The sequence below is a fragment of the Boseongicola aestuarii genome, assembly GCF_900184815.1.
Taxonomy (GTDB): Bacteria; Pseudomonadota; Alphaproteobacteria; order Rhodobacterales; family Rhodobacteraceae; genus Boseongicola; species Boseongicola aestuarii.
In genome coordinates, this window is sequence record NZ_FXXQ01000009.1 from 25,571 (window position 1) to 48,409 (window position 22,839).

The 22,839-nt window shown below is 59.9% G+C and carries 24 protein-coding genes; 15 read left to right on the plus strand and 9 right to left on the minus strand.

Annotated elements, in window-relative coordinates:
- Positions 1-59: 59 nt before the first annotated feature.
- The gene (locus tag BOA8489_RS13045; RefSeq protein WP_093974481.1) at positions 60-974 is read left to right on the plus strand and encodes a glycerophosphodiester phosphodiesterase family protein; all 915 of its coding nucleotides are present in this window, start codon (positions 60-62) and stop codon (positions 972-974) included.
- A gap of 151 nt (positions 975-1,125) precedes the next feature.
- Here the strand turns inward: BOA8489_RS13045 and groL are convergent, their stop codons facing one another.
- Entirely contained in the window at positions 1,126-2,769 is a 1,644-nt protein-coding gene (groL, locus tag BOA8489_RS13050; RefSeq protein ID WP_093974482.1) for a chaperonin GroEL, read from the minus strand.
- A 54-nt stretch (positions 2,770-2,823) separates the two neighbouring features.
- Entirely contained in the window at positions 2,824-3,111 is a 288-nt protein-coding gene (locus tag BOA8489_RS13055) for a co-chaperone GroES (RefSeq protein ID WP_093974483.1), read from the minus strand.
- Positions 3,112-3,377: 266 nt separating this feature from the next.
- Between BOA8489_RS13055 and BOA8489_RS13060 the strand changes: the two genes are divergently transcribed.
- Complete coding sequence (locus BOA8489_RS13060) at positions 3,378-4,358, plus strand: TraB/GumN family protein (RefSeq protein WP_093974484.1); 981 nt, start codon at positions 3,378-3,380, stop codon at positions 4,356-4,358.
- A gap of 74 nt (positions 4,359-4,432) precedes the next feature.
- Positions 4,433-4,888 (plus strand): hypothetical protein, encoded by a 456-nt coding sequence (locus BOA8489_RS13065; RefSeq protein WP_093974485.1) that lies wholly within the window; start codon positions 4,433-4,435, stop codon positions 4,886-4,888.
- 87 nt (positions 4,889-4,975) lie between these two features.
- Here BOA8489_RS13065 and pnp read toward each other — a convergent pair whose 3' ends face one another.
- Positions 4,976-7,108 carry a polyribonucleotide nucleotidyltransferase gene (gene pnp / locus BOA8489_RS13070; protein WP_093974486.1) on the minus strand — a complete coding sequence of 711 codons (2,133 nt, stop codon included), beginning with the start codon at positions 7,106-7,108 and terminating at the stop codon, positions 4,976-4,978.
- Between the two features lie 190 nt (positions 7,109-7,298).
- Here pnp and BOA8489_RS13075 point away from each other — a divergent pair, with 190 nt between their 5' ends.
- The 3 genes from BOA8489_RS13075 to BOA8489_RS13085 all read left to right on the plus strand — a co-directional run bounded on the left by BOA8489_RS13075 (position 7,299) and on the right by BOA8489_RS13085 (position 10,437).
- Complete coding sequence (locus BOA8489_RS13075; RefSeq protein ID WP_141138297.1) at positions 7,299-8,063, plus strand: hypothetical protein; 765 nt, start codon at positions 7,299-7,301, stop codon at positions 8,061-8,063.
- 93 nt (positions 8,064-8,156) lie between these two features.
- Entirely contained in the window at positions 8,157-8,624 is a 468-nt protein-coding gene (locus tag BOA8489_RS13080) for a copper chaperone PCu(A)C (protein WP_093974488.1), read from the plus strand.
- Between the two features lie 154 nt (positions 8,625-8,778).
- Positions 8,779-10,437, plus strand: coding sequence for an alpha-glucosidase (locus BOA8489_RS13085; RefSeq protein WP_093974489.1), 1,659 nt, complete (start codon positions 8,779-8,781; stop codon positions 10,435-10,437).
- A gap of 76 nt (positions 10,438-10,513) precedes the next feature.
- Here the strand turns inward: BOA8489_RS13085 and rpsO are convergent, their stop codons facing one another.
- Entirely contained in the window at positions 10,514-10,783 is a 270-nt protein-coding gene (rpsO, locus tag BOA8489_RS13090) for a 30S ribosomal protein S15 (protein WP_093974490.1), read from the minus strand.
- A 219-nt stretch (positions 10,784-11,002) separates the two neighbouring features.
- Between rpsO and BOA8489_RS13095 the strand changes: the two genes are divergently transcribed.
- Together BOA8489_RS13095 and BOA8489_RS13100 are read left to right on the plus strand one after the other, a co-directional pair.
- Positions 11,003-11,938, plus strand: coding sequence for a calcium-binding protein (locus BOA8489_RS13095; protein WP_093974491.1), 936 nt, complete (start codon positions 11,003-11,005; stop codon positions 11,936-11,938).
- Positions 11,939-12,034: 96 nt separating this feature from the next.
- Entirely contained in the window at positions 12,035-12,877 is an 843-nt protein-coding gene (locus BOA8489_RS13100; RefSeq protein WP_141138298.1) for a hypothetical protein, read from the plus strand.
- On the opposite strand, the gene BOA8489_RS13105 is transcribed toward BOA8489_RS13100, so the two are convergent.
- Genes BOA8489_RS13105 through rbfA form a run of 4 tightly spaced genes read right to left on the minus strand, consistent with a single transcriptional unit; the run spans position 12,840 to position 15,461 of the window.
- Entirely contained in the window at positions 12,840-13,391 is a 552-nt protein-coding gene (locus BOA8489_RS13105; protein ID WP_370807201.1) for a DUF1643 domain-containing protein, read from the minus strand. The two genes, BOA8489_RS13100 and BOA8489_RS13105, sit on opposite strands and share 38 nt — an antisense overlap.
- Positions 13,388-14,293 (minus strand): tRNA pseudouridine(55) synthase TruB, encoded by a 906-nt coding sequence (gene truB, locus BOA8489_RS13110; protein WP_093974495.1) that lies wholly within the window; start codon positions 14,291-14,293, stop codon positions 13,388-13,390. The genes BOA8489_RS13105 and truB overlap by 4 nt, the downstream gene beginning before the upstream one ends.
- Positions 14,294-14,353: 60 nt before the next feature.
- Positions 14,354-15,091, minus strand: coding sequence for a phosphodiester glycosidase family protein (locus BOA8489_RS13115; RefSeq protein ID WP_093974497.1), 738 nt, complete (start codon positions 15,089-15,091; stop codon positions 14,354-14,356).
- Positions 15,063-15,461, minus strand: coding sequence for a 30S ribosome-binding factor RbfA (gene rbfA / locus BOA8489_RS13120; protein WP_093974499.1), 399 nt, complete (start codon positions 15,459-15,461; stop codon positions 15,063-15,065). The genes BOA8489_RS13115 and rbfA overlap by 29 nt, the downstream gene beginning before the upstream one ends.
- A 94-nt stretch (positions 15,462-15,555) precedes the next feature.
- On the opposite strand from rbfA, the gene dapB reads away from it, so the two are divergent.
- Together dapB and BOA8489_RS13130 are read left to right on the plus strand one after the other, a co-directional pair.
- Positions 15,556-16,368, plus strand: a complete 813-nt coding sequence (gene dapB / locus BOA8489_RS13125; RefSeq protein ID WP_093974501.1) for a 4-hydroxy-tetrahydrodipicolinate reductase — start codon at positions 15,556-15,558, stop codon at positions 16,366-16,368.
- A 52-nt stretch (positions 16,369-16,420) separates the two neighbouring features.
- Positions 16,421-16,792, plus strand: a complete 372-nt coding sequence (locus tag BOA8489_RS13130; protein WP_093974502.1) for a hypothetical protein — start codon at positions 16,421-16,423, stop codon at positions 16,790-16,792.
- A 21-nt stretch (positions 16,793-16,813) separates the two neighbouring features.
- Here the strand turns inward: BOA8489_RS13130 and BOA8489_RS13135 are convergent, their stop codons facing one another.
- Positions 16,814-16,990 carry a DUF1674 domain-containing protein gene (locus tag BOA8489_RS13135; protein WP_093974504.1) on the minus strand — a complete coding sequence of 59 codons (177 nt, stop codon included), beginning with the start codon at positions 16,988-16,990 and terminating at the stop codon, positions 16,814-16,816.
- A 76-nt stretch (positions 16,991-17,066) separates the two neighbouring features.
- On the opposite strand from BOA8489_RS13135, the gene BOA8489_RS13140 reads away from it, so the two are divergent.
- From BOA8489_RS13140 to BOA8489_RS13160, 5 genes are all read left to right on the plus strand, one after another.
- Entirely contained in the window at positions 17,067-18,326 is a 1,260-nt protein-coding gene (locus BOA8489_RS13140) for an RsmB/NOP family class I SAM-dependent RNA methyltransferase (RefSeq protein ID WP_093974789.1), read from the plus strand.
- 134 nt (positions 18,327-18,460) lie between these two features.
- On the plus strand, positions 18,461-20,167 hold the full coding sequence (locus BOA8489_RS13145; protein WP_093974791.1) for a heparinase II/III family protein: 1,707 nt from the start codon (positions 18,461-18,463) through the stop codon (positions 20,165-20,167).
- A 22-nt stretch (positions 20,168-20,189) separates the two neighbouring features.
- Entirely contained in the window at positions 20,190-21,776 is a 1,587-nt protein-coding gene (gene purH, locus BOA8489_RS13150; protein WP_093974506.1) for a bifunctional phosphoribosylaminoimidazolecarboxamide formyltransferase/IMP cyclohydrolase, read from the plus strand.
- Between the two features lie 17 nt (positions 21,777-21,793).
- Positions 21,794-22,279, plus strand: a complete 486-nt coding sequence (lspA, locus tag BOA8489_RS13155; RefSeq protein ID WP_245813831.1) for a signal peptidase II — start codon at positions 21,794-21,796, stop codon at positions 22,277-22,279.
- A gap of 30 nt (positions 22,280-22,309) precedes the next feature.
- The gene (locus BOA8489_RS13160) at positions 22,310-22,825 is read left to right on the plus strand and encodes a DUF3035 domain-containing protein (RefSeq protein ID WP_093974510.1); all 516 of its coding nucleotides are present in this window, start codon (positions 22,310-22,312) and stop codon (positions 22,823-22,825) included.
- The last annotated feature ends 14 nt before the right edge of the window (positions 22,826-22,839 follow it).

The window sequence follows — 22,839 nt, forward strand, 5'->3', positions numbered from 1 at the left end:
CGGGTCGCTTGTGAGATGCCTGATGACTTTGGAGTGAATTCTAGGGGATTGGAGGTCATATGCCTGGTCGGTCTGATTTGGCGATCACTGCATTCGCACTGCTTGCGTGGGCATTTCCTTTAGCCGCCCAAAACACGGTGGATGCCAGATTTGCACGCGACCAGCCCCCGATTGTGATGGCACATAGAAGCGCCACCATTGAGGGCTATCCTGAAAACACCCTTGAGTGGATAGAGGGCGCCATAAAGTCAGGCATCGACATGGTTCATATCAATCCGCAACTGACAGCGGACGGAAAGTACGTGCTGATGCATGATTCGACGCTGAACCGAATGACAGACGTCGAAGACGTGTTTCCAAAGGGTCCGCCAGGCGGACCGACCCGAGCACAGCGTGGCGGCAAGGACTATGTTCGAGACTACACATTGGAAGAAATTCGGGACCTTCGGGTCGTGGGTTTTCCAGGTTTCGGCGCCTATGGGGTTCCTACACTGAGCGAAGCTCTTGACCTGGTCGATGGCCGGGCGCTGATTGCATTGGGTCTGAAAGCTTATGAAATTGAGAGTCTTTCCGGCACCCTCCAGCGCCAAGATACGCAGAACCTCTTGCTGTACGAGCTGCATTATTCCGGATCGGAACAGAGCAAGCTGCGCATTTTGGCGGAAACGGCAGAGATTGCTGTCGGACTGGCTCTTGTGCAGTCTGGCGACTATCTCAAGGAGCTGGAAGACGTTTCAAGACAACTCGACCCGTATCTGCGGATGGTCTCGATAAAGAGCAGCCGACTGAGTCCGGAATTCATCGCACAGGCCGGCAATCTCGGTTTGCGCGTGGCCGTCTCGGGATGGGCATCGCGTGAGGACTTCGCGTTGATTGAACGCGACGATCCGCAGCCGTGGCTGGCGGTTCTGGAGGCGGACCTGTCGGTCGTGACTGACGCGCCGGAAGCGGTTCTGAGGCTAATGGGACGCTGAGACTTGCGGTTGTATTCACCTCTGCATGAGTTGGTGCGCGTTGAGGACGGAAACCAGTCCGATGTCACTAAAAAAAGGGGCCGCCCGAAGGCGACCCCTTTCGTGTTTTTGCGGATGTATCCGCTCCGCCCGGCAAGCCGGGCGAGGCGTCTTACATCATGCCGCCCATGCCGCCCATGTCGGGCATGCCACCGCCTGCGCCTGCGCCTTCTTTGGCGGGCTTGTCGGCAACCATGGCTTCCGTCGTGATCAGGAGACCAGCAATAGAGGCTGCGTCTTCCAGAGCTGTGCGGACAACCTTGGCCGGGTCGATGACGCCGAACTTGAACAGGTCGCCGTACTCTTCGGTCTGTGCGTTGAAGCCGAACGACAGGTCACTGCTTTCACGGACCTTGCCGGCCACGACAGCGCCGTCGACGCCGGCGTTCTCGGCAATCTGACGAAGCGGAGCTTCCAGAGCCTTGCGCACGATGGCGATACCAGCGTTCTGGTCGCTGTTTTCACCGGTGAGGCCGTCAAGCGACTTGGCGCCCTGAACCAGAGCAACACCACCACCGACAACGATACCTTCCTGAACAGCGGCACGTGTCGCGTTCAGTGCATCGTCAACGCGGTCTTTGCGCTCTTTCACTTCGATTTCGGTCATGCCACCTACACGGATAACGGCAACGCCGCCAGCCAGTTTTGCAACACGTTCCTGAAGCTTCTCACGGTCGTAGTCCGACGTTGTCTCTTCGATCTGCTGACGGATCTGGGAAACACGGGCTTCGATTTCGGCCTTTTCGCCAGCACCGTCGATGATGGTTGTCTCATCTTTGGTGATGGTGACGCGCTTGGCGGAACCAAGCATGTCCATCGTGACCGACTCAAGCTTCATGCCGAGGTCTTCCGAAATCACCTGACCACCTGTCAGGATCGCGATGTCCTGCAGCATGGCCTTGCGACGATCACCGAATCCAGGTGCCTTGACCGCTGCGATCTTCAGACCACCGCGCAGTTTGTTGACGACGAGCGTGGCCAGAGCCTCGCCTTCGACGTCTTCTGCGATGATGAGAAGTGGCTTTTGCGACTGGATAACCGACTCGAGAAGCGGAACCATTGGCTGCAGCGAAGAGAGTTTCTTCTCGTGAAGCAGGATGATCGCGTCTTCCAGCTCGGTGACCATCTTGTCTGGGTTTGTGACGAAGTATGGCGACAGGTAGCCACGGTCGAACTGCATGCCTTCAACGACTTCAGTTTCGGTCTCGAGGCCTTTGTTTTCTTCAACGGTGATAACGCCGTCGTTGCCGACTTTCTGCATCGCGTCTGCGATCTGCTGACCGATGGCAGCTTCGCCGTTAGCCGAGATCGTGCCAACTTGTGCAACTTCTGCACTGTCGTTCACGTCACGTGCTGCGGCTTTGATGTGCGCCACGACGTTGGCAACCGCCAGGTCGATACCGCGCTTGAGGTCCATCGGGTTCATGCCGGCTGCAACCGACTTCATGCCTTCTTTGACGATGGCCTGAGCAAGTACTGTTGCAGTTGTTGTGCCGTCGCCGGCTTCGTCATTGGTGCGGCTGGCCACTTCTTTGACCATCTGCGCGCCCATGTTCTCGAACTTGTCCTCAAGTTCGATTTCCTTCGCGACCGTTACACCGTCTTTGGTGATGCGGGGTGCACCGAAGGATTTTTCGATAACGACGTTACGACCCTTGGGGCCGAGAGTGACCTTAACGGCATCCGCAAGGATGTTTACGCCCTTAAGCATGCGGTTGCGCGCGTCGGTATTAAATTTGACGTCCTTAGCAGCCATGTTGATTGCTCCTGGTTGTCTGAAATTTCAATTGAATGATGGAAGAGACGTGCCTCAGGCGATGATGCCGAGGATGTCGCTTTCCTTCATGATGAGAAGCTCTTCGCCGTCCAGTGTGATTTCTGTGCCGGACCACTTGCCAAAGAGAATTTTGTCGCCTGCTTTAACGGCCGGTGCGATCAGCTCGCCCGAGTCCTTGCGTGCGCCTTCGCCAACCGAGATGATCTCGCCTTCGGAAGGTTTCTCTTTTGCGCTTTCAGGGATGATAAGACCACCTTTGGTCTTTTCGTCGCTTTCTACGCGGCGGACCAGTACGCGGTCGTGCAGCGGAGTAAATGCCATGTTGAACGCTCCTTGGTTCAGTTATTCTTTGCGTTAGCACTCGTCTCTGGTGAGTGCTAACGAATGGGAGATAAGGAAGACCCCGAAGCCTGTCAACCAGACTCCCACGCGAATTTTTCATTGTTCTTTTCAAATTTGCGGATTTGCCGTCCCAGCTTTGTGATTGGGCGCGCAAGACCCAACATCCAAACCTAATCCGGCCTTTCTTCCGCCCGATATCCCGGCCATCATGGCGCCGGCCCAGACACAACAGGACGAACGATCTGATGATACGACGTTTCTTAACCGCGCTCACGCTTGCGCTCTTGCCGCTCGGGGCCTTCGCCCAGACCTGCGGCACGACCGATCTCATCGAAACCCTCACGCCGCAAGAACGCGCCCGGCTTGATTCCCTTGTCGCGCCGCACGCTTTCCCGTTGGGCAATCTCTGGCGTGCCGAAAAGGATGGATCAAGCGTCGTGGTCGCGGGCACGCTCCATGTGCCGGATGCGCGGCTGAACACGCTGGCCGAACGCATCAATCCGTTCCTGCGCGAAGCGGACCTTCTGATCCTTGAGGCAACATCTCAAGACGAAGCCGGGCTCGCCGCGATGGCCGCAAGCCGACCTGAATTGTTCTTCATAACCGAAGGGCCGACGCTGATCGACCTCCTAACGGACGAGGAATGGACCAAGGCCGAGGAACAACTCGCCGCACTGGGCATACCGGCCTTTGTCGCAGCACAGTTCCAGCCTTGGTACATGAACCTGACGCTGGCCATTCCACCCTGTGCGCTGGCGCTTGTGCAAACCGGTGCAAAGGGCCTCGACCGGCAGTTGGAAGACGTCGCACTTGAGCAGGAAATTCCCATCAGTTCGCTGGATGACGTCGAAACCGTAATCCGCATCTTTGCCGATGCCCCCTTCGAGGATCAGATGGATGGGCTTCGGTTGACGCTGAACACGACCGACGATGGTAACGCCAACACATCGACCCTGATCGAAGCCTATTTCGATGGCCGCACGCGTGAAGGCTGGGAATTCGGACGCATCATGGTGGACCGCGCCGGTATCGAAAACGGGCAGGAGCTGTTCGACGAAGTGAACACATCGCTGCTGGTTGAACGCAATCAGGATTGGGAACCGTTGATCCACCAGATGGTCGAAGGCAAGGATGCAGTGATTGCGGTCGGTGCCGCGCATCTGTCAGGCGAAACCGGCGTTCTGCGTGCGCTTGAGCGGGCAGGGTATTCCGTCGAGCCGTTTTGAGTTGGACTTCCGCTTTGCGGACTTTGCGGACGTTTGCGTCTTGAGTATCAAACCCATGCAAGTAGTCTTTTCCCATGGAAACCATAGAACGCGATATTGCGCTTAAACAGCTTTACGATGCGTTTGCTTTGTTAGAACGACCTGACCCATTGACGACCTATCAAGGTTCGCACTGCGATAAGGAAGTCGATGTTTTTAATAGTTTGAATTGGGAAGAAGCGACTTATTCTCAGATGGTAGACGGAATGGAAGGAGCAATAATTTGTCCCCCTCGGACAAAGGCTTACCTGCTACCGCGCTTGTTCAAAATGATAATGCTTCGACGTTCAGGAAAAAGCGATGATGCCGTCGACAACCTCTCAATGCAATTGGAGTCCTGGCCCATCGATCGTGAAGTGGATGCGCTTCTAACCGAAGATCAGAAAAAGGCAATTGTGGCTGCATGGGCATATCTGGATGCTCATATCTATCATCCGAGCGGAAGCCATGTTGCCCGCGAATTGGCGAAGCATTGGAAAGTCGATCAGTGAGTTTTGGGCTCTATGCTGACCTTCGCTGCGCATAAACAAATACGCCGCCCCGAAGGGCGGCGCTGATGTGTTTGGAAGCGGGAGGGCTTACTCTGCGTCTTCTTCCGCTTTGGCTTCTTCGCCCGTTTCCTGATCGACAACCTTCATCGAAAGGCGCACCTTGCCGCGGTCGTCAAAGCCCAGAAGCTTGACCCAAACCTCCTGACCTTCCTTCAGAACGTCCGAAGGATGGTTCAGGCGACGGTTCTCGATCTGGCTGACGTGCACAAGTCCGTCACGCTTGCCAAAGAAGTTCACGAAGGCGCCAAAATCGACGATCTTCACGACCTTACCCTTGTAGATCTGACCTTCTTCCGGCTCGGCCACGATCGAATAGATCATGTCATAGGCCTTCTTGATCGCGTCACCGTTCGGCGAGGCGATCTTGATGATGCCTTCGTCGTTGATGTCGACCTTCGCGCCCGAAACTTCGACGATCTCGCGGATGACCTTGCCGCCCGATCCGATGACTTCCCGGATCTTGTCGGTTGGGATCTGCATCGTCTCGATGCGTGGCGCGTGAACGCTGAACTCTGACGTTTCGGACAGTGCCTTGTTCATCTCACCAAGAATATGCATCCGGCCTGTGCGCGCCTGCGCGAGGGCCTTTTCCATGATCTCTGGCGTGATGCCTGCAACCTTGATGTCCATTTGCAGCGACGTGATGCCGTTTTCGGTACCCGCCACTTTGAAGTCCATGTCGCCAAGGTGGTCTTCGTCGCCCAGAATGTCCGACAGGATCGCATATGATCCGTCATCTTCCAGAACCAGACCCATAGCCACACCGGCAACCGGCGACTTCAGCGGAACGCCCGCGTCCATCATCGACAAAGAGCCGCCACAAACCGACGCCATCGAAGACGACCCGTTTGATTCAGTGATCTCGGAGACAACCCGCACCGTGTAAGGGAAGTCGGTTGCCGCAGGCAGAACCGCCTGAAGCGCACGCCAAGCCAGCTTGCCGTGACCGATCTCGCGACGGCCCGTAAAGCCAAAGCGACCCACTTCACCGACCGAATAGGGCGGGAAGTTATAGTGCAGCATGAAGTTTGAACGATACGTGCCCGAAAGCGCGTCGATCATTTGCTCGTCGTCGCCAGTTCCCAGCGTCGTCACGACCAGACCTTGTGTTTCACCGCGTGTGAACAGTGCAGAGCCGTGCGTCCGTGGCAGAATTCCAGTTTCGGCCACGATATCGCGGATTTCGTCCGTTGCGCGACCGTCGATACGACGACCATGCTTCACAACGTCACCGCGCAGAACAGCCGATTCCAGCTTCTTCAAAGCCGACCCGAGATTTTCGTCCTCAAGCTGCTCTTCCGTCAATGTCGCCTTGATCGCTTCGCGGGCTGCGCCAACTGCCGTCGTGCGCTCCTGCTTGTCTGTGATCGCATATGCGGCGCGCATCTGCTCTTCGCCGGCGGCTTTAACCGCTGCGTAAAGTTCGCTGTAATCAGGTGCAGCAAACTCGAACGGCTCTTTTGCGGCATCTTCAGCCAGATCGATGATCAGGTCGATGACCGGCTGCATTTGCTCGTGCGCGAACGTAACAGCCCCCAACATTTCAGCTTCCGAAAGCTCATATGCTTCGGATTCCACCATCATCACGGCGTCTTTCGTGCCTGCAACAACCAGATCGAGACGCTGCTCGGGGTTGTTCTTCAACTCGTGCATGTCGTCGACGGTCGGATTCAAAACGTATTCGCCGTCCTCGAAACCAACACGTGCAGCACCGATCGGGCCCATGAACGGTGCGCCGGAAATCGTCAGCGCAGCCGAGGCTGCAATCATTGCAACAATGTCAGGATCGTTGACCAGATCGTGCGAAAGCACCGTGCAGATCACCAGAACTTCGTTCTTGAAGCCGGGGACGAACAGCGGGCGGATCGGACGGTCGATCAGACGCGATGTCAGCGTTTCTTTTTCGGTGGGGCGGGCTTCGCGCTTGAAGAAACCACCCGGAATTTTACCGGCGGCATAGTATTTTTCGCCGTAGTGCACGGTCAGGGGGAAAAAGTCCTGACCCGGTTTTTGGCTTTTGGCAAACGTCACGTTGGCCATCACGGAAGTCTCACCATATGTGGCGATAACCGAACCGTCTGCCTGACGCGCAACCTTGCCCGTTTCCAGTGTCAGCGTCTCTTCGCCCCACTGAATGGATTTCTTAACTTCGTTAAACATGTATCGTTTCCTGTCTGGGCCTGTCTCGGCGGTCCGAGTGCCCGATTAAATGGCGGCCCCATTGCCGCCGACCCCTCTCATCATGTCATGCGCCGGGGTCAGTGCGTCACGTCTCAGATTGTGCGCGCTTACAGGAAAAAAACGCCTTTGGAAATGGGTTTTCCACAGACAACCGGGGTTGCCGCCTATTGTGCCGACCCGAAGGCTCGACATTTCGCGGCGGGCGACCATCTATATCCGCATGATGCAGACGCTAAAAAGCCTGTCAGGCATGGTTATTGCCGCAGCCCTCGCCGCTCCTGCAGATGCGGCCGACGCGACGCTGATCGTGGATCGGCGGGCCGAGTCCGTGGCTCTATACTTCAAGATGGCAGCGACAGACTTCGAACCCGTGTTCGGCACCGGTGCCGAAGGACTTCTGGGGGCCGACGGAACCGTCGACGTGCCGCGCCTTTATGACGGGACCTTCCCGCTGGCGGATAAAATCTTCGCCGCCACCACCGTCAGTCTCGCGGGGCAAGCGACACCTTTCGAGGCGATTTCGATGATGGTGCACGACCCCGATAGTCTGCCCGAATTCGTCGTGCCTTATGACGCGGAACTGTCCATCGCGATCTGTACATCGCCGGAAACCGTGCAGGACATGACGCTTGAGACCCTTGAAGGGTATCTCGGATATTTCGCCTGGAAGGTGGACGGCCTTGCCGAGTTGGTGATCGATCTGCCGCTTACGGGCCGCAGCGTTTTGGAATTACGCGTTCGCGAGTCCGTCGATCATGTCGAGGTGGCCGATCAGAAGGTGTCCTTGCCTGACGGCGGCAAGCTGACCCTGACCCCGCCCGAACCGCCTGCACAGGGACTTACAGCGTGGCTGACGGCTGTCTCTCTTGGCTTTGCGCTTTTTGCTGCGGGGATGATCTTTCTGCGCGCGCCGAAGCCCCGCGCAGCGACATAAAGCCTCAATCCCGATGGTCTGAACGCGCTGGAAAGGATCAAGTCGAACCACTAAATATTCAAAAGTTAATATTTAATATCGGGTGTTCAGAAAATGCGCAGAATCCTCACAGTCGCCGCCATGCTCATGGCAACCTCCGCCTTCGCTGACGGTATGTCGACCATCAAGATCGAAGACCCTGTAATGGTGAAAGCCTTTGAAAACGCACGCGCCGCGGGTGGGTACATGATGATCATGAACACCGGCGTCGAAGATGACCTTCTGGTCGACGTCAAGATCGAAGGCCACATGGCGATGATCCACGAAAGTCGCGAGGAAGACGGCGTGATGCGCATGCTGCACGTCGATGCGGTCGAAGTCCCCGCTGAACGCATGGTCGCCTTTGCGCCCGGTGGCTTTCACGTGATGGTCATGGGCCTCCAACCCGGCGATCTGCCCTACGGTGCCATCGTCGAAGCAACCCTGATATTTGACCGCGCGGGCGAAGTGCCCGTGACGTTCGTGGTCAGCGAAAAAGGCATTGTGGGCATGGCCCGCGAAGCCAGCGACAAGACCAACTAAGGTCGCATGACAAGCATTTCACGCGGCGGTTTTGGAAACAAAGCCGCCGTTTGTCGTTTCAAGTCCAATGGACCCGGCATCTGTCCTGCACTACCACTCGGATCACTCGAGTCCCGGCGCGCAAAACGCACCCCTGATCGATTGGAGGCCGCACATGCCCGAAACCGCCACGCAGCATGCCGCTGACACCAAATGGTGGCAGGCCGCCACCGGCTATCAGATCTACCCCCGCAGCTTTTGTGACAGCAACGGCGACGGCATCGGCGATATCCCCGGCATCACTTCGAAACTCGACCACCTGCATGATCTCGGCGTCGGTTTCATCTGGCTATCGCCCGTCTATGCCTCGCCCATGGCCGACAACGGCTATGATATCGCCGATTACCGTGCCATCGCGCCCGAATTCGGCACGCTTCAGGATTTCGACCATATGCTCGCCGAAGCAAGAGCGCGCGGCATCGGCATCGTGATGGACCTTGTCGTCAATCACTCCTCGGACGAACACACATGGTTCAAAGCCGCAAAGACATCGAAATCGGCCCCGACGCACGACTATTACATCTGGCGCGACCCTGCGCCCGATGGCGGGCCCCCCTCTGACCATCGTGCCTGTTTTGGTGGCTCGGCTTGGCACTTTGTGCCTGAAATCGGCCAATACTACCTCGGCTATTTCAGTGCGGCGCAGCCTGGCCTGAACTGGCAAAACCCCAAGCTGCGCCGCGAGATCTACGACATGATGAACTGGTGGCTGGACCGGGGCATCGCCGGGTTTCGCATGGACGTCATCAGCCTGATCGGCAAAGACGTCGACGCCGGGATTTTCGAGGAAGGGCCCTATCTGCACGGTTTCCTGCAGGAAATGCACCGCGAAACGCTGGCGGGCCGCGATGTGGTCACTGTCGGCGAAAGCTGGTCTGTCAGCCGTGACACGGCGCTTCTTTACTGCGGTCGCGAAAGGGCGGAGCTCGATATGGTGTTTCAGTTCAAGCACATCATGGAAGGCTGGGATCCGGTCCACGGCAAATGGAAACCGCGCCCTTTCGATCTTGTCGCCTTCAAACGCGTGCTGAACGACTGGCAGGAAACGCTTGCAGATGACGGCTGGAATTCGCTGTTCCTGTCGAACCATGACCTGCCGCGTCAGGTCTCGCGGTATGGCGACGATGGGACGTTCCGCGTGCAGTCGGCAAAGATGCTGGCAACGGTGGTGCACCTGATGAAAGGCACACCGTTCGTCTATCAGGGCGAGGAAATTGGCATGACCAACGTGCACTTTGAACGGATCGAACAGTTCCGCGACATCGAGACCCTCGGACACTACGCAGACGCATTGGCGGAAGGCGTCGCGCCCGCCGACTTCATTGCCGGCGCCAACACCAACGGTCGCGACAACGCCCGCACCCCGATGCATTGGAGCGCAGAATCGCATGCCGGTTTCACCTCAGGCACGCCCTGGATCGAAACCAACCCGAACCACACCGACATCAACGTCGCCGCCGACCGTGCCGACCCGGATGGCATTTTCGACTATTACCGCCGCTTGATTGCCCTGCGCAAAACGAAACCCCTGATCGTCCACGGCCGCTACACCCCCCATGCCGAAACCCATCCTTCGGTCTTCGCCTTCACCCGAGAGCTTGACGGCAAACGCCTTGCCGTCTTGGCGAATTTCACGCGCGAAACAATCGACTTTGACGTCCCCGAAGAGATGGCCTGCTTCGGGACGTGTGTTCTTTCGAACTACGCCTTGCGGGAACGCCTTTCGGGCCGCATGACCCTCAAGCCGTTCGAAGTGCTGGTGGTTTCGGACTAGGGGACGGGCCAAACAAACAAAAACGGCGCGAGGGTTTCCCTCGCGCCGTTTTAGTAATTCCAGTTGGTCGAGGCGCTTAGCGGCGCAGACCCAGACGTTGGATCAGGTCCTGATAACGGGCCTCATCCTTGGCCTTTACATAGTCCAGAAGCTTCCGGCGCGTCGCGACCATCTTCAAAAGTCCACGGCGGCCGTGGTTGTCTTTCTTGTGGGTCTTGAAGTGCTCGGTCAGAGTGGCGATGCGGCTGGAAAGAATGGCAACCTGAACTTCGGGCGAACCAGTGTCGCCTTCTTTGGCGCCGAATTCTTTCATCACTTTTGCTTTTTCTTCAGCAGTAATCGACATCGGGGTCTCCTTGAGGTTTGAGTGATGGCGCAAGCCGGGATGTCGTCCAGCAGGGCCCTTGGAGGGTTCGGCCACACAAATGATGGCGCAAAGCCGGGCGTATAGAGCGTCCCGAGGAATTTGCAAAGCGTTTTCTGCAAGGGCTTGAGCGGATACCGTTTTGCATGGATAATCGGACGCAACAAATGCTGGTCGAAACGGTCAGAACAGGCACAAATAATGGAAATACTTCTCGCGATACTTGGCGTGGGACTGTTGGCATCGCTGGTTGGCGGCGGCGGTTCGGGCGGTGGCCTTGAAACCGACGAACCGGACCTCACTGACGAAGGCACGCCTGGGCCGGACCTTCTGATCGGAACGCCGTTCGACGACGTGATCTTCGCACGCGCAGGCAACGACACGATAAACGGTGGCATCGGCAACGACTATCTGGATGGAAACGCCGATGACGACGAAGTCTACGGCGAAACCGGCGATGACTCACTTTTTGGTGGAGACGGCGACGATACCCTCGGCGGAGGCACTGGCAACGACTTTCTGCGAGGGGGGGCAGGCGATGACGAGTTGCGCGGCGGTGCTGGCAATGACCTGCTCGAAGGCGCGCTAAACGCCGATTTTCTGCAAGGTGACGGCGGCAATGACACTCTGAGGGGCGGTCCGGGCAAGGATTTCCTGACCGGCAACCTTGGCGTCGACGAGCTTGAGGGCGGCCCCGGAAACGACACGTTGATCGGCCTCGCCGGCAATTACCTCAATGCGCCCGCCACCGATGCGGATGAGAGCGACCGCCTTGAAGGCTGGGAGGGCGAGGATTTCATCGTCATGGGCGCGGGCGACGATGCTTGGGGCGAGTTCGCGACGACGCGCGCAGACGGCGCATCCGACACTTTTGTGTCGGGCATCTGGGCGACAGGCAACCCTCCCACGGTGCATGACTTTGATCCAGCCGTGGATCAACTTGTGCTGTACTACGATCCGGTGGTTCTGACCGACCCTGAGGTGACCGTGACCGCGGTCGATATCGGCGGCGAGATCACCTATCAGGTTGGACTTAATGACAACGTCCTGATGCTGATCGACATGGGCACCACCGGCGGCGTTGTGCTGCCAACCGATGTCGACCTGCGCACCCCAAGCCTCGCGCCCACAGTCTGATTTAAAGAAAATTCTCTGCACTTCGCCTGCCGCGAGAAAGGTTATGGTAAGGCCGGTTTGCGAATGTGACCGCGATGATCAATGTCGGGGTGCGCCGTGCAGACGGAATTTTGGATACTGGGATGGATGTGTTTTGTGGTCATTCTGGCCATCTTGCGTGCGCGTCGAAGGCGTCTTGAATGGCGCAATCAGCCCGGACTAGCAGTGGTATCGCACGATGACCCGGATTTAATCGCGCCGCGCGAGATGCGCATGGATGCGGGCGGGGAAGGGGCTTCTGATCCCGACCGTCACACCACAGATCGCGGCGCAAAAGAAACTGGGGTTTCACCCGAAGATGGTATGACCCCGGTCGTTCACTCCGTACTGCCGGATGTGGCGGAATTCCTCATACCCGATTTTCGGCCGAACCTTGATATCTGCGAGGTCGATCTGCGGTATCCCGACATTGATTTCGCCCACTGGCGCGCACCGGGAATGGCCGCGATGATGTTCACGGACGGCGCAGAAACACTGACGGTTTTCTTCGAAGGACTGGATGTCATACCTTTGGCGGGCGTCTTCGTGCGCTTTGTTCACCCGCGCAACGGGCCGCAGACCTATCTCCTGTCGGACCTTCTGGACGTCGATGAAAGCGAAATCTCCTACGAGGAAGCGGCATTCAAAATCGACGCGCGGCGCGATCTGTCAAATCCTGAAAACGGACCTGACGCAAGGCCACTTGCCTTCCACAATTTCGACACCGCCAGGGAATGTATCGAAGTCTTCGTCCCCCAGGATCGCCTCGCCAAAACAGCTGTATCCATCTCGTCGACACCGGACGGCTCGGATGCGCTTGTGCTTGTCGACGGACATGTCGCCGCCATTCTGGTGGGCGCTGTGGATGCAGGCCCGCGCAACATCAAACTTGTCGCCTCTCAGCAGATCGTGGCTGCATAGGCGGGGACCACGGGATCGGTTCCTGCGCATAGCTGACATAAAGCGGATGGCGCGGATGCCCGTCCTTGGTTTGTCCAAGGCACAAGAGCGTCGCATCATGACTTGCCATGGTGCCAGCCACCACCGCACCGCGCGCCAGATACGCGCCATGCACACCCCAGGCACAAAGGACATCATCTGCCCAGATTGCCGCTTCCTGAAGTTGCGTATCGTTGTCGGGACCGTTCGGATCACGCGCTTTTTTAAGCAAATCGGGATGTGTCTCGCGCCAGGCAAAAATATTGCAGACCCGCATCGCACCATAACCAAGCCGGCGCGCGCGCCGTTCGCAGCGCTCGACCGTCGGGTCATTGGCCAGTTCTGTCGCCTTCGAGGGATTGAGCATCACGAACACCAACCGCCGCCCGCCCGCGTCCCATTCCCGCGTCAGCGCGTAGCGATACTTCTCGCAAGGGGAGTAGACGGCACTGCTTCGGGTGCCGGCGTGCGAATGCCTGCGGACGATCAGACTCACAACCGGAAAACGCGCGTCGGAGCCAATTCGCCCGACCGATACACCCCGACAGCTACGGGCCGTCCCTGAAACGACGCCCAGGCCATTTCGCCGAAGTCCGCTTCACTTGAAATCACCGTGCCGGGATTGCCGTTTGCAAGGCGCGTGGCACCTTCCGCGGATACCCGGCATTCGGGCAGATCGGCCAAACCGACTTCAAGCGGCAACAGGACCTCGTCCAGTTCCTGCGTGCGGGCCATGTCGTTGATCCGGTCCAGCGGCACGGCGTCCTCCAGCGTAAAAGGCCCCGACCAGATGCGCCGCAATGTCAGCACATGCCCGAAACACCCCAGCGCCGCACCCAGATCGCGCGCGATCGAGCGCACATATCCGCCCTTGCCGCACTCCATCTCAAAGGTCGCGTGGTCAGCGTCTGCCCGCGCGATCATCTCAAGTCGCTCGACAAAAAGCGGACGTGCCGCGATGTCGACTTCCTCGCCCGCGCGCGCCATCGCGTAGGCCCGCTGCCCATCGATTTTGACCGCTGAGAACTGTGGGGGGACCTGCATGATCTCTCCGACAAATGCGGGCAAAGCGGCTTCGATCTCGGCGTCGCTTGGCCGTGTGTCCGAAGTCACAATGACCTCGCCCTCGGTGTCGTCCGTGTTGGTCGCCTCACCGAATTTGACCGTGAATTCATAAGCTTTCTGGGCGTCGGTCACAAATGGCACTGTCTTTGTGGCCTCGCCCAAAGCCACCGCCAGAATGCCCGTCGCTTCCGGATCCAACGTGCCGGCATGTCCCGCCTTGTTGGCGTTGAACGCCCAGCGCACCTTGCCTACGGCATTGGTCGATGACATGCCGGCAGGCTTGTCCACAACGACCCATCCCGAGATATCCCGTCCCTTTTTGCGTCGCGCCACGTCAGGTTCCGCCTTTGGTATCCGTCAAAAAACGCCTGCTACCGCCTGCGGGCTGGGGCGTCAATCAGCGGCGCGCGTCACCGCCAGCATCGGCCCGAACGGAAACCCGATATCGCGGCGCCCGAAATCAGGCGCAAAAAGCCGCGAAACCTTGCCGTCCATGAACAGCGCGTTCGGCGTCTCCAGCACATCGCGAAAAAACCGCGCGAAATGGTGGAACGTCACGGGGGTATCCGAAATAACCGCAAAAAAGGCGCCATCCCCGCGCACACCAACGCCATTGCGAATGAACTGTGACGTGCTGTCGGGCAAAAAGCGCGGATGCAATGCGCCGTCGATCACCAGCATCGGTCCCGATTGCGAGGCAAAGGCACACTCCGGCGCCGCCGCCTCGAAAGCGCGGCTTTCCATCACCAGAACCGCGTCGCCTTGGATACACAGCACACCATTCGGAAGCAGCCCGAAATTTCCAGGTCCCGCGCGTGTCACCAGTCCGGCTTCTTCGACACCGTCCTCGACATAAAGCCCGACCGGGCGGCGATCGGCGTGGTACATGCCGCCGTTCATCGCAAAGACGATCTCACGCCCCTCGCGTGCGGCCTCGGCCCCCAGACGGTCGAATGTGCCCAGAATATCGCCCGCTTCGTCACGCAGATAAAGCCGGATGTCATCGCCGGGGGTCGCTTCGCAAACGCTGAAAGATGTGCCCTCAAAGTCGACGGTGCCACACCCGCCAGCCGATGCCGCGCCCGCCGTCAAAAGCGCCAGACTAATCGCTGTCCAGATCGCGGCGAACATTGTCATCTGCAAAAATCCGGCGCGTGTCGTCCAGCCGGTCAAAGGTTTCGTCGATCTCAAAGCGGATTTCGGGCGCAAACTTCAGGGACAGCCCCTTCGCGACGACGCGGCGAATTTCCGAGCGGTTCTTGCGCAACGCCAGCAACGCGGCCTCACGGTCCCCACCGCCAAGCGGCAGGATATAGGCCGTGGCGACCTTCAGATCGGTCGAACACCGCACTTCGCCCACGGTGATCGACATGCGCCCCAGATCAGGGTCATGAATGTCGCCCTGATTGAGCACATCGCTCAACCGACGACGCACCAGTTCCGCCACCCGAAGCTGGCGTTGGGTCGGTCCTGAACCGTCATTGTAACGAGGCTTTGCCATGCGTCGGATCTAGTCGTTCGCGCGGCGTCTCGCAAGCCGCGCTTTTCTCGCGCGGCTCTAGGTCGTATGGAAGGGCGACAAAGGAGACACAACGATGCACGATCTACCCGGAATTGTGATCACTGGCGCGGCGGGCCGCATGGGGCAGACGCTGATCAAGGCTGTCAGCGACAGCGACGCAATGCGCCTGATCGGCGTTCTCGAACGTCCGGGCCATGCCTGGATCGGTCAGGATATCGGTGTCGCGATGGGCGGCGCTGAAATGGGTATCACGGTTGGCGATGATCCGCTTGAGGCCTTTGCCAGCGCGCAGGCGGTGATCGATTTCACCGCACCCGTCGCCACCGTCGCCCATGCCGCAATCGCCGCGCAGGCGCGCATCGTGCATGTCATCGGCACCACCGGCATGGACGAGGCCGAGCTTGCCAAAATCGCCGCGGCGGCGCGCCACGCCACGATCATCCGCGCTGGAAACATGACCCTTGGAGTAAACTTGCTCACGCTCCTGACGAAAAAAGTGGCCGAGGCTCTCGATGAGGATTTCGACATCGAGATCGTCGAAGCCCATCATCACCACAAGGTTGATGCGCCTTCAGGCACGGCCCTGATGCTGGGCGAAGCCGCCGCCGCCGGGCGCGGTGTCGCGCTTGAGGACGTGTCGGACCGGGGTCGCGACGGGATCTCAGGCGCCCGCAAGCGCGGGAACATCGGTTTCCACGCCATTCGCGGTGGCGATATCGCGGGCGAACACGACGTGATTTTCGCCGCGCCGGGCGAGCGGATCGTCTTGCGTCACATCGCGACGGACCGAAGCATTTTCGCCCGAGGCGCTCTAAGAGCCGCGCTTTGGGGGCAGGGGAGGGACCCTGGCGAGTACGATATGCTGGATGTTCTCGGATTGAATTGATCCAATCCCGATCCTGTTTCGTATCATGTGAAACATGATGGGGAACCACCAAATGAGCCGCCTGTTCAAAACGCTTTCGCTCTCTGCCGCAGTTTTCGGCCTGCTTGCAACGTCCGCGCTTGCCGAAGGCTTTCAGCGCGTCGAAGACGAGGCGAACTTCGTCAAGCTTGTGAAGGATCGCGACCTCAAGCGGTTCGGCATTCGCCTGCAAGTCAGCGACAGCGGTCAAATCGTCGGTCGTGCGTTCGGTCAAGACGTGACGGGCAAGTGGGATTGGCAAAACGGCTTTTTCTGCCGCGACCTCTACCTCAGCGGCAAAGCGCTCGACCCCGACAATTGCCAGCTTGTCGAAGTTCGCGGAAACACCGTGCGGTTCACGTCTGACATGGGCCGCGGCGACTCGGCGGCACTTCGTATCGAATAAGCCACCCCTGCGGTCGAACGGCTAAAAGTCGACTGCAATCCCCTTCTTCTCCCAATCGCCATAGCGCACCGGCTCCGGCCCGTCGCGCCCGCCCAATTCGGTGGGCAACGCCTCGGCCTTGGCGGCCTTGCGGCGCGCTTCGGCTTCTTCCAATGCGCGCTTGGCTTCGGGGGGCAGGGGCTTGGTTTCATCCGACATGGTGAAAGGCTTCCTTGTTGCGGCGTTTCCTTTGATATACGCGGGCGGCAACTTTGGACAAGTCGGGGCGGGCGGAATGACGCAAGCAGGGTTGGAACCCAGACGGCGCGCTGTCGCGCTTATGACGCAGGTGACGGAAGACCATCTGCCGCTGCACACGCCGCATCGGCTGGACGAAGTGCTTCAGGGCCTCCCCCCCGAAGACCGCGCCCGCGCCCTGCGGCTCGCCACCGAGGCCCTGCGCTGGGCCAACCGCTCGGATCGTTTGCTTGGCCCGCATCTTCGTATGAAGCCTGAAGACCCTGTCCTGAACGCCATGCGTCTGGCGCTTTACGAAATCAACGTCACGGGCGCCCCCAGCCACGCCGCCGTCAACGCTGCCGTGTCGATCGTCAAGAAAAGCAAGGCGGGCCTCGTCAATGCGGTTTTGCGCAATGTTGGCCGCACCGAAACCGATTGGAACGCGCTTCCCCCGCCAATGACCGCCAAATGGCTGCGCAAACGCCTCATCGCGAGATATAAGAAGGACGCGGTGGCTGCGATGGAAATCGCCCACGCCCAAACGCCACCTCTCGATATTACCGTCAAAAGCGATCCCGCGGGTTGGGCTGAAAAGCTTGGCGCGAGCCTGCTCCCGACGGGCAACTTGCGCCTTGCAAATGCCGGGCAGGTCTCCGTGCTTGAAGGCTTTGACGCCGGCGAGTGGTGGGTACAGGACGCAGGCGCCTCACTTCCTGCTCTCCTGCTCGACGCGAAACCCGGCGAGCGTGTCCTCGACCTCTGCGCCGCCCCCGGCGGCAAGACCATGCAACTGATCAACGCCGGCGCGGACGTCACCGCTCTCGACATCTCGGACAACCGCGTCGTGCGCCTTCGCGAAAACCTCGCCCGCGTCGACATGACGGCGCATCTCGTGGTCGCCGACGCGCTCGAATGGACCCCCGAGACCGCCTTCGAAGCAATCCTCCTTGACGCGCCCTGCACCGCGACCGGCACCCTGCGCCGTCACCCCGACCTCGGGTTCGCCAAGGACGGCACCGAGCTGGAAACGCTTCTCCCGTTGCAGGCAGCCCTGATCGACCGCGCGCTCACATGGCTGAAACCGGGCGGTCGTCTGGTTTATTGCACTTGCTCGCTCTTGCCCGAAGAAGGCGAAGCCCAACTGGAATCCGCTCTGAAACGCCATCCGGACATCACCGTCTCCGACACCCTCCCGACAGGCGTGGACCCCGCATGGAAAGCTCCCGGCGGAGGCCTCCGCCTGCGCCCCGATTTCTGGCCGGACCAAGGCGGTATTGATGGTTTCTTTACCGCATTGCTGCGAAAACCCGCCTGACGCCAAATTTTTCGATGACGTGCAAGTCCGTTTGCGGTTAAACTTTAAGCGTAAGTTCGAAAAAATCGAACGACAGAGGCAGGGCGACCACGTTGTCCAAAGACATGACATGGACCGCGCGCAAGACGCGCTTTATGAACCGTTTGCACGCGCGAGTTGCCTCCTTCTCGCGCCCGGCAGCGGCTTTTTCCACCACGCCTGAACCCCGCACGATCGGCTCTTTTGCCCGTGGCCGCCAGATAACAGGGGGCAATTTTCTGTTTGCGGGCTTCCTCGTCGAAGCCCCCGACACGGCAATCTGGGACCTTCCTATGCCGGACGAAGGGTTCGAATCCGAAATCCACGGCTTCACATGGCTCGACGATCTGGCCGCTGTCGGCGACCACCACGCCACCAAACGCGCACAAGCATGGACCCACGCCTGGATCGCGCAAAACGGGCGCGGCGCTGGCCCCGGCTGGACACCCGATCTGACCGGCCGCCGCCTGATCCGCTGGATCAACCACGCGATCCTCCTGCTGAACGGTCAGGAACGCGGCGTCAGCGAGGCTTACTTCCGGTCCCTCGCCGCTCAGACGATATTCCTCAGCCGTCGCTGGAAAGCCGCATCCCCCGGCCTGCCACGTTTCGAAGCCCTCACCGGCCTGATCTACGCTGGCCTCGCTCTTGACGGAATGGACGCCCACGTCGGCCACGCCACCCGCGCCCTTGCCCAGGAATGTGCCCGCGAGATCGACCCCGACGGTGGCCTCTCAACCCGCAATCCCGAAGAACTGCTTGAGGTCTTCACGCTGCTGAACTGGGCTGCGGCCGCATTGCAAGACATGGGCCAGTCCCCCGGCGCCGCCCATATCACTGCCATCGAAGCGGTCGCCCCTGTCCTGCGCGCGCTGCGCCACGCAGACGGCGGCCTCGCGCGTTTCCACGGCGGAGGTCGCGGCCTCGAAGGTCGCCTCGACCGCTCGCTGGCCTCCTCGGGTGTCAAAGCCTTCCCCAACGAAGGCCTCGCGATGGGCTACGCGCGCATCAGCCACGGCCGCACCAGCGTCATCGCCGACGCCGCCCGCCCGCCACGCGCCGACGCTTCGGCCAATGGCCACGCCTCGACACTTGCATTTGAACTCACCTCGGGCCGCCGCCCGGTCATCGTCAACTGCGGCTCCGGCGCGACGTTCGGCAAAAGCTGGCGCCGCGCAGGCCGGGCAACACCCAGCCACTCGACCTTGGGCATCGAAGGTCTGTCGTCGTCCCGCCTCGGCTCGGCTGGGAAAATGTCCGACCACGCCTCGGAATTCCTCGTCGACACGCCCCGCGAAGTTCGCTTCGAACGCGATGACGTCGACGGCGGCACGCGCCTTGTGGTCGGCCACGACGGCTACCTGTCCAGCCACGGCCTGACCCACGTGCGTACGCTTCACCTCAGTGACGATGGTCGCTCCCTGAACGGCGAAGACACTCTCATCGCCTTCGACGCCTCCGACCGCAGACGCTTCGACCTTGCCTTCGACAAATCGAAACTCCGCGGCATTCCATTCTCGGTGCGCTTCCATCTGCACCCCGACGTTGACGCCACTCTCGATATGAACGGCACAGCCGTCTCGATGGCGCTAAAAAGCGGTGAAATATGGGTTTTCCGCGCAAACGGCGAAGCATCTCTGTCCCTTGAACAAAGCGTCTACCTCGAAAAATCGAGACTTTCTCCACGTGCGACCAAACAGATTGTTCTATCTGGCGCCGCGATGGAGTATGCCACCCGCGTGAACTGGTCGCTTGCCAAAGCGCAAGAGACCCCGTCGGCCATCCGCGACTATGCGATGGACGACGTGATGGCGGTGGATTGAGACAGAAAAGAAGAATTCAACGATGAGTGACGTGCAGCCGGTACGCCGGGCCCTGTTGTCGGTTTCCGACAAGACAGGTTTGGAAGATTTCGCGAAAAACCTTGCAGCCCAAGGGGTCGCGCTTGTTTCAACCGGCGGTACAGCCAAAGCTTTGCGCGCCGCGGGCCTCGACGTGAAAGATGTCGCTGACCTCACAGGTTTCCCCGAAATGATGGACGGTCGCGTCAAGACCCTGCACCCCGCCGTCCACGGCGGCCTTCTGGCGCTGCGCGATGACCCGGGCCATGTGGCTTCGATGGACGAACATGGCATCGGCCCGATCGACCTCCTCGTTGTGAACCTCTACCCGTTCGAGGAAACCGTCGCTGCTGGCGCCGACTACGACACGGCCATCGAAAACATCGACATCGGCGGCCCAGCAATGATCCGCGCAGCTGCCAAAAACCACAAGTTCGTCAACGTGGTCGTCGATGTGGCCGATTACAACGCCGTCCTCGCCGAACTGAAGGCCAACAACGGAACCACCTACACCTTCCGCCAGCGCCTCGCCGCGACGGCCTACGCGCGAACCGGAGCCTACGACGCGGCCGTTTCCACATGGATGGCCGAAGCACTGAACGAGGCGACACCGCGCCGCCGTGCCTTCGCCGGCACCTTGGCTCAACCCTTGCGCTACGGCGAAAACCCCCACCAAGCGGCAGCCTTCTACACCGACGGTTCCGACGTCGCTGGTGTCGCCACGGCCAAACAGCATCAGGGCAAGGAACTCTCCTACAACAACATCAACGACACTGACGCCGCATTCCGCTTGGTCGCGGAATTTGCCCCGGAAGATGGCCCAGCCGTTGCGATCATCAAACACGCTAACCCAAGTGGCGTCGCCCGCGGCAAAACACTGGCACAGGCCTTTGGCCGCGCGTTCGACTGCGACCGCACCAGCGCTTTCGGCGGGATCGTCGCCCTGAACGGCACTCTTGACGCCGAAACGGCCACCGCGATCACACAAATCTTCACCGAAGTCGTCATAGCCCCCGACGCAACGGACGAGGCCAAGGCGATCTTCGCGAACAAAAAGAACCTTCGCCTCCTCACCACCGGTGGCCTCCCCGATCCCCACGCGGCGCGTCTCGCAGTGCGTCAAGTCGCTGGAGGCTGGCTGGTTCAGGACGACGACAACGGCTTCGTCGCGCGCGAGGACCTCAAAGTCGTCACCAAACGCGCACCCACCGACGCCGAAATGACCGACCTGCGCTTTGCCTGGACCGTCGCCAAGCACGTGAAATCCAACGCGATCGTCTATGCCGCAAACGGCGGTACCGTTGGCATCGGTGCCGGACAGATGAGCCGCATCGACAGTTCGACCATCGCCGCCCTGAAAGCCGGTCGCATGGGGCAAGACATTGGCGCGGCCCAAAGCCCCGCCATCGGCTCGGTCGTGGCATCAGACGCGTTCTTCCCCTTCGCCGACGGCCTTCTGGCCGCTGCAAACGCAGGCGCAACGGCGATCATCCAGCCGGGTGGCTCAATGCGCGACGACGAAGTCATCGCCGCGGCCGACAACGCAGGTCTTGCGATGGTCTTCACCGGCATGCGACACTTCCGTCATTGATGCGAAGCCTTGCTCCAATGACCCGAACCGCCATTGCGGTTTTCGTGATCGACCAGATCATCAAGATCTGGGTCGTCCAGTTCCTGAACCTGAAAACCGTCGGCACCATCCTTGTCGCGCCCCCTTATCTGACGCTGCGCATGGCATGGAACGAAGGCATTAACTTCGGCCTCTTTGCCGGAGCAGGGGACGCGATGCGCTGGGTTTTGATTGCGCTGGCCCTCGCCATCACGGCGTGGATCGTGATCTGGATGCGCCGCGACCGCCCCGGTGCTTGGGTCCAGATTTCAGCGGGCCTCGTTATCGGTGGCGCCATTGGCAATGTCATCGACCGGGTGATCTATGGCGCGGTTGCGGACTTCCTCAATATGTCCTGCTGCGGGTTTGAAAACCCATGGTCCTTCAACGTCGCCGATATCTCGATCTTCGTGGGCGCGATCGGCCTGATCCTTCTGGCGGGAGATCCGCCAAAGGACCGTGACGCCGACGCGAAAGCGGGATAGAAAACCTTGACGAGCCAAGGAACCCAGAACATGCTGACCCGTTCATTGATGATTTGCGCAGTCCTGACCCTTGCCGCCTGCGGCAATGATGGCCAGCCGAACCTCTTGAACATCGCGCAGTCTCCCAGCGATGGCCCCGACGAATTCGCCGTGCTGCCAACCGCACCTCTCGTGATCCCAGAGGACCTCGCAGCGCTGCCCGCACCCACACCCGGCGGAACAAACCGCACCGACCCGAACCCGCGCGGCGAAGCCATCGCGGCGCTCGGTGGTAACCCGTCTGTCTTGTCGCGCGCCTCGAACGACGGCGCACTGGTCCGCTACACCGGCCGCTATGGCGTTTCTGCCGATATACGGGCGTCGCTTGCAGCGGCTGACCTGCGCTTTCGCCAAAACAACGACGGCTTGCCGCTGGAACGCCTGTTCAACGTCAACACCTATTTCGAGGCCTACGAGCCGCTGTCGCTCGACCAGTTTGCCGAACTTGAACGCCTGCGCCGCGCGGGAATTCGTACCTCGTCCGTGCCGCCGGACCCGGTCCAGTAACACGCCTGCCCCTC